Source organism: Lysinibacillus mangiferihumi, from assembly GCF_003049665.1.
GTDB lineage: Bacteria > Bacillota > Bacilli > Bacillales_A > Planococcaceae > Lysinibacillus > Lysinibacillus mangiferihumi.
Genome location: NZ_PYWM01000003.1, coordinates 278,292 through 287,407 on the forward strand (window position 1 = coordinate 278,292; position 9,116 = coordinate 287,407).

Consider the following 9,116-nt stretch of genomic DNA (forward strand, 5'->3'; position numbering starts at 1 on the left):
CGATAATAATAGTTATAATGGGGGGAATAGCGATGTAAGGTATTGAAGCGACCTTTCAAATGCAACTAATTGAAGTAAAAGTGATCCTGTATTTGCCGAAGTATACCGATGTTTGTATATAAATAATGTATTCAGTATTATGACAAGTAAGGTTATTGAGGTATAAAAGCGAATTCCATTAGTGCATGGGGATAGGGAAGGTGAGGTTCTTCATAGAATGTTAGCTAGGTATAGTATGCGAGCAATTGGTAAGCATTGGAGATTATCTAGTACAACGTTATCTGAACAAGAAACTGTGTAATTAAACAAATGTTGGTGGGAGCATAATGTCCCTTTTTATCAAATTTTCTAAAAGATTGTAGTATTAAAGTATATTTGTTAAAAAATACTAGAATGGTAGTATTGGAAATGTCGGTGTTATATGAGTTACATAGATGGAAATTTTACTAGGAAATTGTAAAAACAAAATGCAGTAGCACTAGTCTAAGGCAAATCGTTACAATTTAAAAATTTAGGAGTGTTTAAATGAGAAGAAAAAGATTTTGAGAACTAGGCTTTAGTATTGGGAAATTAAGTCCAGGAAAATATAATGCCATTACTGATGTGGAGGGAGTTATTGTGGGCCATAAAACGCTCATAAATAAAGATGTTTGCTCCGGAGTCACTGTTATATTACCCAATAACGGGGAATTATCTGGATGCCACTTTCCTTCGGGAATATTCACATTGAATGGAACAGGTGAATTTACAGGTAGTCATTGGATTGAAGAAACGGTTACATTAGTATCACCTATTGTTTTTACAGGCAGTGATTTACTTGGATTAGCACATCATCATCTTTCAAGAGCGACTAGAGATATTGAAGGATTAGAGCCTTTTTCCAATGGAGTTGTAGCTGAGACATGGGACGGTTGGTTAAGTGATATCCAAAAAACAACGGTGAACTATGAAGATTTAATAGAAGCTATAACTAATGCAAAATCCGGCGAAGTTAAAGAAGGTAACGTCGGTGGTGGCACAGGAATGATTGCTTTGAATTTAAAGGTGGTATAGGGACTTCCTCCAGAATAGTTGAATGCAAGTGTGGTACATTTACGGTCGGTGCGTTAGTTCAATCCAATTTCGGAAGAAGAGAAGACCTAAAAATAAATGAAAAGCCATTTGGTGAGTGTTTAAATAAAAATGAAGTATCTTTACCATGGGATACACCTGAAAATCCAGGTTCTTTATTAGTCACGGTTGCTACAGATGCACCACTATTGCCTTCACAATGTAAAAGACTATCTAAAAGAGCATCGTTAGCAATGTCACAATTGGGAGCGATTGGTGAAGAAAGTAGTGGGGACTTCTTCCTGACCTTCTCTATAGGTAATCAATATACTTATGATGAGGAGAATATAACAACATTAAGTATGTTTCCTTCAGAACAACTAGACTCAATATTTGAGGGAGTAATTGAAGCTGTTAAGGAATCAATACTAAATTCTATGTATATAGCTGAAACAATACAAGGAAATAAGCAAAGGCAGGTACATGCATTGCCGTTAGATCGCTTATCGGAGATATTGAAATAAGCGTTCTGATAAAAAATAAAGCATAAGGTTAAATAATCATGAAAATTGTTCTTCTGAGCAAATAAGGGGATACGCAAATGAATGAAATCATTCAAAAAAAATTGTTAGAAATACAAAAGAAGTATCAAGTTAAAATTTTATATGCCATCGAATCTGGAAGTAGAGCTTGGGGCTTTCCCTCAAAAGATAGTGATTATGATGTTCGATTTATTTATATCCATCACCCGGAATGGTATCTTTCGATTGATCCGCAGGGAATTGGTGGGAAAAGAGATGTAATTGAAGAACCAATAAATAACCTATTAGATATAAGCGGTTGGGAAATTACTAAAGCACTACGTCTTTTTAGAAAAAATAATCCACCTCTTTTAGAATGGTTAAGATCTGATATCATTTATTATCAAAAATACTCATTTATTGAAAATATGAAGTCTTTGGAAACGGAAGTGTTTTATCCAAATTCTATGCTATACCATTATTTAAACATGGCAAAAAATAATTATCGTGAATACCTACAGGGAGAACAAGTAAGAATCAAAAAGTATTTTTATGTACTTCGTCCAATATTAGCTTGTAAGTGGATGGAAAAATATAATATTACACCTCCAATCAGTTTCCATGAATTACTAGAAGTGATTATTCCAGAAGGTGAATTGAAAAATGAGGTTAAAAATCTTTTAAAGAGAAAGCTAGAAAGTGATGAGTTAGATATTGAGTCTCGTATTAAAGTGATTAATGATTTTGTTGAAAATGAAATTGAACGACTTGAAGAGTATATAAAATCACTTAAAGTTAAACCGAAGGATCCGACAAAATTATTAGATGAATTATTTAGAGATACATTGCATGAAGTTTGGAAATAATATTTGCCTTATAAGAAAAATAATGATTAAGTCACATCAATCGCGATGTGGCTTTTTATTATTCCCTACTCTATATATCGTTAGAAATCAATGGAAATGAATTACATAATTATATTGATGTAAGTAAATATAAATGAAATAATTAAAGTATAGAAAGGGGATAAGGACATTGAACTTGAAAGAGTAGTAGTGCTAACAGCATTCATTAACTTAGTAACCGCACTAGTTAACTTGCAGATAGCGAACGTAAACAGCAAGAAAAGCAAAGAAAATGAAAAAGACACCACTTCAAAGAAGTAGTGTCCAGAACAAAATTTAAAAACGAAGGTTAAGGCTCACACCCTTAGCCTTCACTTTAAATATAAATGAAATTCAACTGATACACAATAATAATGACAAGCTGAGGTGATTTACATGTCGACTATTACTATAATTCTTACAGTTGCCACGGTCTTGGTTATCGGTGCAACAATTGTTACAATGATTAAAAGTAACAAAAAATAGGTGGTGCAATCAATGGCAGAAAACTACTCTTTCAAAAACCGTGAAGACCTAACGGAATACATTAAAAGTGAAATAATCAATACAACTGAAGCGCTGGAGATACTACAATGTACTCGTCAGAACTTAAATAACCTAGTGCAGCGTGGTGTACTCAATCCAATCAAGGACTTACCTAGAGATAGATTATTCTTTAAAGAGGATATTGTTAAACGTAAAAATGATATGGATATGAAAGTTAATAAATGAGTCATATCCAAATGGGTATGGCTATTAAAAAAGATGAAGAAGTTTCGAGTTTGCTTTTAGATATGAAGAATACCATTGTGTACAAGTAATGGAAAAATACAGTCGTTCTAGAATTTCAGCCTAGTAAATTCAAATCTAGAATACTTCAGAAAACGAATCAAAAATCACACTGTAGAAGGTTAATACGAGGAGAGATATGGAAATACAAATCATTGAATTATTTGAGAACACTGGTATGTATGCTGTTTGGTTAAGTATCCTTCTAAGTATTGTTATTAGTATCTTAGGAATCGTTCCAAGCATCTTTTTAACAGTTGCGAATATTGGTTTCTTTGGTTTTTGTTATGGATTGTTTCTGTCTATTTTAGGAGAAGCTTTAGGTGCAATAATAGGTTTCTATCTGTTCCGAAAAGGCTTAAATAAAGTAACAAATAAAGTGTCCGTTAATAATAAAGTCTTAAATAAATTACAAGAAACAGAAGGATTAAAAGCTTTCACTTTAGTATTGGCACTAAGGCTTGCACCATTTATACCATCTGGTCTTATTACACTAGTAAGTGCAGGCAGCAAAATAGGTATCCTAAATTTTTCAATAGCTAGCACACTAGGAAAAATTCCTGCTCTAATAATAGAAGCATATTCTATTAAAGAAATTCTTGATTGGGATTGGCAAGGTAAAATAATATTAGCCATTTTATCAATTTTTATTTTGATGTTCAGAAAGAAAAGACCACTAGCTGTTAAAGCTTAAAAAGAGTGTGTGGTTAATATATTTGTTCTTTTACTAACTGGTTCTTCGTTTTTCAGTGCTCTTTCAGCATTCCTGTAATGAATGAAGCGAGAAATTATGAGGAACGAACTAAGTTTATGCAAAGATATACTTAAACTAACAGGGACTTTAGTGCAATAAAGATTATCTAATAAACAAAAATTTGAAAGAGTTAATTAAAATTTAAATATCTAAGCAAGCCATTATTATAAGATAAACATTAAAGGACATGCCTTTTTGGTATGTTACCTAACGATGCTTTGGGAACTTCAAACAATAAAGACCTAATAAAATCCATTTATGTTATTATTGAAGTAACTTTTCAAATAATATTAAATGGGGTGGAGATGTTGAAAAGCTATTTTTACATAAGCATTTTATTAGGAACATTGGCTTTATCAGGCTGTATTAATGATGAAACTGATAACACAGAAGCTACAGCAGAATCGTTGACTAATGAACGTTCTAGAACCATTAACAACGAGACTGATACTACAAAGATAGTAGAAGTAGAAAAGATTCCTTTGAACTTAACGCAAGAGCAAAAAGAAGAATATTATCAAAAATATGTAGCTATCATTGAAAGTGTAAATGCGGAAAATAACGAAGACTTCGAACTGGAGTTGGAGCCTATAACAGATTTTCTTGATGAATATTGGATTGAAATAGAAGATTTTGAAAAGCTAGCAAAAGAGCGAGCTAATGCGTCAATTGTTGTTTTAGAAAATAATGAACGTTTTAATCCGATGATAGTACCGAAGACAGTAGCGTTAAAAATAGGTTCTAAAACAGCAAACATTATTTTTAAAGGTTCTTTTGATACACAATTAAACGAAAATACATCAAAGGGAAGACAACTATTTTCAGTATTTAACGGTATTTCTTCTGAAGCTGCGGACGCTAATGGAAGTTGGACGCAACTAGGCTATGAGGAATCTTTAATTGAGGGTAGTACTGTATATAAAATTGCGGTGGGAGGAAAATACTCGCAAAGTGGTATTATTTCTTCACATATCATAGAGATGGAATTTGATTGTAATATATATGGAGGAATTAGTTAGAAACCCTAGGTTGCTATAACAGAATTTTATGTATAAATTATATAAAATAATTTCAAGAACGTTCCAAATGAAAGTTAGGACATACACCAAAAAGTCACGAATGTTGTTTTGTGACTTTTCGTATGAACTCTATCTATTCAATAAGTTCTATGAAAAGACATATTACTTAAAGGAACTTCACTATTTAATTATTTGCTAATTATTAATAGATAATTCACAAAAATTGGAATTTGTAATTTTGTTATACATTTTAATGTAAATGGATTGTATCGGTTCAAAGAGATACATTATACACTTAAAACGTAATTTAAGGAGTTACAAGTGGAGTTTTGTTTTTTAACTGTTTCAGAATATAAAGAGAAATTAATTGAAAAAAGAGAGAGCAACCCTGATTATTTTGATATGCAAACAGGTGGGGTGGATAAATTATTTGCTTTTATAGATAAACGTGTCACGTTTGCTCTAAATAACTTTAATGAGACATTAGACAAATATGGTAATGAATTAAGATGCCCTCCCATGATTACGCCAATACCTAAAGGGGATGATAGTAATGGGGTAGATTTTATCATAATTTTAAAAGCGAGATGAAGATGGGGATACATTAGTTTACTCTCCATATCCTATTTCATATTTAGAAGATTGAGAGGGCCAGTATTGGTAGAAAAAACTCCATTTGATATAGAAATGCATTATAACTAACAGATCAGAATAGAGGTGGGAAATGGACTCTTTAGAATTAAACAAATCTAAATATATTGTCTCTAATATTAAAGACATTTTACATAGAAAGCTTATTCTTGCTAAACCGTTAACTAAAGATCAATTTAAAAAAATAGTTAACCCCCCTGTATATGAAAAGGAGAAGTATCTCATTCAAGAACAATGGTTATACAGTATTAATATTGGAGAATGGGAAGATGTGGAGATTACTATTCAAGGGAGTAATGAAAAGCCTGATGCGGAGATTATCGAAATGGCGGAAAAAATATTCGATGAACTTTATCTACATATAAGCTGTGCATTAAAGTATTTACAGAAATTCTTTCCTAATCAAGAAATAAAGAACTACTATCTTTCCACAATATGTTTTGGAAAGATAGTTAATTTTGACGATTATATATTTTCTGGGTTTAGTTTATCTTTTTTATTCGAAGACGATACCTTTGAGTATCAATATAAAGTGAAATTTAAAGACAATGGATGGCCTATTGGTTTTGAAGGTGGGCCAATTTAATAATCACAGATGTTTTTTCTTAATGATAAATCTACACAAGCCATTCATTTTGAGTGGCTTTTTCTTATGCCTAGAAAGGGGTGATGCACTTGTCAGTTCGAACAACCATGACCTTAACAGACAAAATACAGGCACTATACAAAAGATGATGAAAGCGATGAATAGTACAATACGTGCAATGGAACAGATGCATAACACATCTAGTCGAAGTATGGATTTGCTAAGTACTTGCGCTTATTTGGATATTTATGTAATATTACTTTCTATCAAGTGAAAAATATTATTTAAACTAGTGGCGCAGGTTAGTTAAATCGTTTTGTTTAAACGTTATTCAACAATCTGGCCAGATTGTCGAGAAATACCTTGAATGTATAATGTTACTGGGTGATACTAAATTGGGGGGGATATTAATGATATTAGTAAGTTCTTGTTTAGCAGGATTAGAGGTAAGATATAACGGCACACATTGTTTAAATAATAAAATCATGAAACTAATAGAAGAGAATAAAGCAATAACCGTATGTCCCGAATTACTTGGTGGTTTTTCAACTCCTAGAGAACCTGCAGAAATAATAGGAGGTAACGGGGAAGATGTATTGGATGGAAATGCTAAAGTAATCGAAAAATCAGGTAGAGACGTTACGGAATTATACATAAAAGGAGCTTATATTACTTTAAAAAAGGCTATTGATGTCAACGCAACAGTAGTTGTACTGAAAGAGTATAGCCCATCTTGTGGAAGTTCAATGATTTATAATGGTGAATTTATAGGAGAGAAAATTGCTGGGAATGGAGTTACGGCTGCTTTATTAAAAAGAAAGGGTTTACAAGTAATTTCAGAAAGACAGTTTTCCGAAATCTTCTAAATAAAATGAAGAATTAGCTCGAAATACATTTAAAGAAACTTTGCTCTTTTTCAAAAGTAACTGATTTTTTTATTCCACAAAAGGGCCATTTAGTTTAATAAAATACAAAAATTAAATTGGATGTGGAGATTGTGATGTAAAGTACTTAAACTAACAGAGCAAAGTATTTATTAATTATTAATGGATAATTTACTTAAAATTAGAACTTCTTTTCATGCTAGACATATTAAAGTAAAGGACTGTGTCAATTCAAAGAGATACATATAAAACGGAATCATTAAAAGGAGAAAATGAAATGAGTATTTATTTAGTGATGTTACCAATGATTAGTATGTTGTTAGGTTTGTATTTAGTGTGTCTTGGACTTTGGGAGCTAAGACTTGGCATAGATAGAAAAAGATTTATAACCTTCTCGTTTACAGGCCTATTTTTGATCTTTATATTACCGAATATGTTTGGGTTTCTTCAATTTAATTTTTAATAACTTTCAATTAATAACTATCTGCTAACAAAATATAGTTTAAGTAGAAATTAGGTTGAAAAGTGATGAAATGGAGTGAGTATTGCTATAAAACGATTTAAGAAAATAAGTGGCAAAGTAATATATGGCACGACTGCTGAAGAACGATTTCAAGAAGTGCACGGGATAACAATTGAGGAATGGAAATCAAAAGGAGAAGAAAGATTTAAAGCTAAAACAGGAATGAGTTACGACGAATGGTATATAAAAAAGGTTATTTCTTCGACACCAATTGCTTATTTAAAAAATCTCAATGGTTCTGTTTCTCAGGATGATATAGAACTGGTTAAGGATTTACAAGCGTTAGGGTTAAATGATGGTGTTATAAATGTATTACTGGATTATGTAAAAATTGTTAGTAAAATTGGGTTTGTTCACTCGTTGGTGAGAGAAGTAGGGGAAAGTTGGCTCAATAAGAACGTCACAACTATTGAAAGCGCTATGGCATTTGTCAGGGAAGAGTGGAATAAATAAAGTCCTCAAAATATATATTTCAATATCAAAAACCTAATTGAGGAAACGTGATGCTTTGATCGTAGATCTTTGAATTGAACTTGTAGCTCTTTTTCTTTTTTCAACAAACACTTTTCTAACTTAAAATTAAATGTTTACGATATATGAAGCACTCTGTCCTTTGTTTGGCTCTTTTTAATAATAGCCAACAGATTACAGCGTGCTTTTTGTTGTTAAAACTGCCTCCTTTACGGAAGCAGTTATCAAAAGATTGCTAGGGTAAAATAAAAAAATTCACATGATAACAGGAGTTTTAATTAATTGTGCACAGAAATTAAGAATTATTGTCGTTCGTTGAATTTAAATAAGATCATAAAATTAATTGCTAAATTTTCAATGTCGGCTTTGTTTTCAATAATAAAGTAATCAAACTCAACCAGCTTTATTAAATCTTGAAGACTTACTTTTAGATAATCACAAAGAATCTGTAGGGAATCGAATTGTATGCTTTAGATGTATTGTAGTACAAATCTTTTACAGCGTTTTGAGAGAGGGGGGTGTTCCTAACTATATCAATCATTTTAAGTCCTCTTTCCAGTAAGAGAACTGATAAATTATATTTAATCATTTTGGGCATAACAATTTATCTTATATGATAAATTAATTATCGCTAGTGGTTGATTTTATAGGAGGAGAGATGATATTCATTTTTATGTAGAATTCTTTAATGAAGTCTTTCGAAATATAGTACATTTAACCACCTCAAATATTAAAACGTATGTTCTTTTGGTTTTTCAATAAAACCCCACTTTTGAAGTAGGGTTAAAGTTAGATTGAAATTAAATCATCCTTATTATAACAAAAAAGATGGGGTGTTTTTAAATTTTTATATACTTGAGTTAATTTCACAATTCTAACCCCTTGTCTCCCAAGGGTTTTCAAACAATAAAAAATGGGCACCTCCCAAAATGGTATAATTTAAGTGACCAAACCAAAATTATCCACGAGGTGAATGCCCTATGA

Annotated in this window: 8 protein-coding genes and 1 pseudogene; all 9 read left to right on the top strand. The window is 31.5% G+C overall.

Going from position 1 to position 9,116, the window contains the following annotated elements:
• Positions 1-618: 618 nt before the first annotated feature.
• The 9 genes and pseudogenes from C9J37_RS05165 (at position 619) to C9J37_RS05215 (ending at position 8,114) form a co-directional block, all read left to right on the top strand.
• Positions 619-1,574, top strand: a pseudogene (locus C9J37_RS05165) (P1 family peptidase).
• A gap of 77 nt (positions 1,575-1,651) precedes the next feature.
• Positions 1,652-2,437, top strand: coding sequence for a nucleotidyltransferase domain-containing protein (locus C9J37_RS05170; RefSeq protein WP_107894526.1), 786 nt, complete (start codon positions 1,652-1,654; stop codon positions 2,435-2,437).
• A gap of 516 nt (positions 2,438-2,953) precedes the next feature.
• Positions 2,954-3,187, top strand: coding sequence for a DNA-binding protein (locus C9J37_RS05175; protein ID WP_107894527.1), 234 nt, complete (start codon positions 2,954-2,956; stop codon positions 3,185-3,187).
• 196 nt (positions 3,188-3,383) lie between these two features.
• Complete coding sequence (locus C9J37_RS05180) at positions 3,384-3,938, top strand: TVP38/TMEM64 family protein (protein WP_107894528.1); 555 nt, start codon at positions 3,384-3,386, stop codon at positions 3,936-3,938.
• Positions 3,939-4,198: 260 nt separating this feature from the next.
• Positions 4,199-5,017, top strand: coding sequence for a hypothetical protein (locus C9J37_RS05185; RefSeq protein WP_137067755.1), 819 nt, complete (start codon positions 4,199-4,201; stop codon positions 5,015-5,017).
• A gap of 321 nt (positions 5,018-5,338) precedes the next feature.
• Entirely contained in the window at positions 5,339-5,608 is a 270-nt protein-coding gene (locus C9J37_RS05190) for a hypothetical protein (RefSeq protein WP_235617025.1), read from the top strand.
• Positions 5,609-5,741: 133 nt separating this feature from the next.
• The gene (locus C9J37_RS05195) at positions 5,742-6,254 is read left to right on the top strand and encodes a hypothetical protein (RefSeq protein ID WP_107894530.1); all 513 of its coding nucleotides are present in this window, start codon (positions 5,742-5,744) and stop codon (positions 6,252-6,254) included.
• Positions 6,255-6,664: 410 nt separating this feature from the next.
• Entirely contained in the window at positions 6,665-7,120 is a 456-nt protein-coding gene (locus C9J37_RS05205) for a 2-thiouracil desulfurase family protein (RefSeq protein WP_107894532.1), read from the top strand.
• 556 nt (positions 7,121-7,676) lie between these two features.
• A complete protein-coding gene (locus C9J37_RS05215) occupies positions 7,677-8,114 on the top strand; it encodes a DnaD domain protein (protein ID WP_107894534.1) in 438 nt (145 codons plus the stop codon).
• The last annotated feature ends 1,002 nt before the right edge of the window (positions 8,115-9,116 follow it).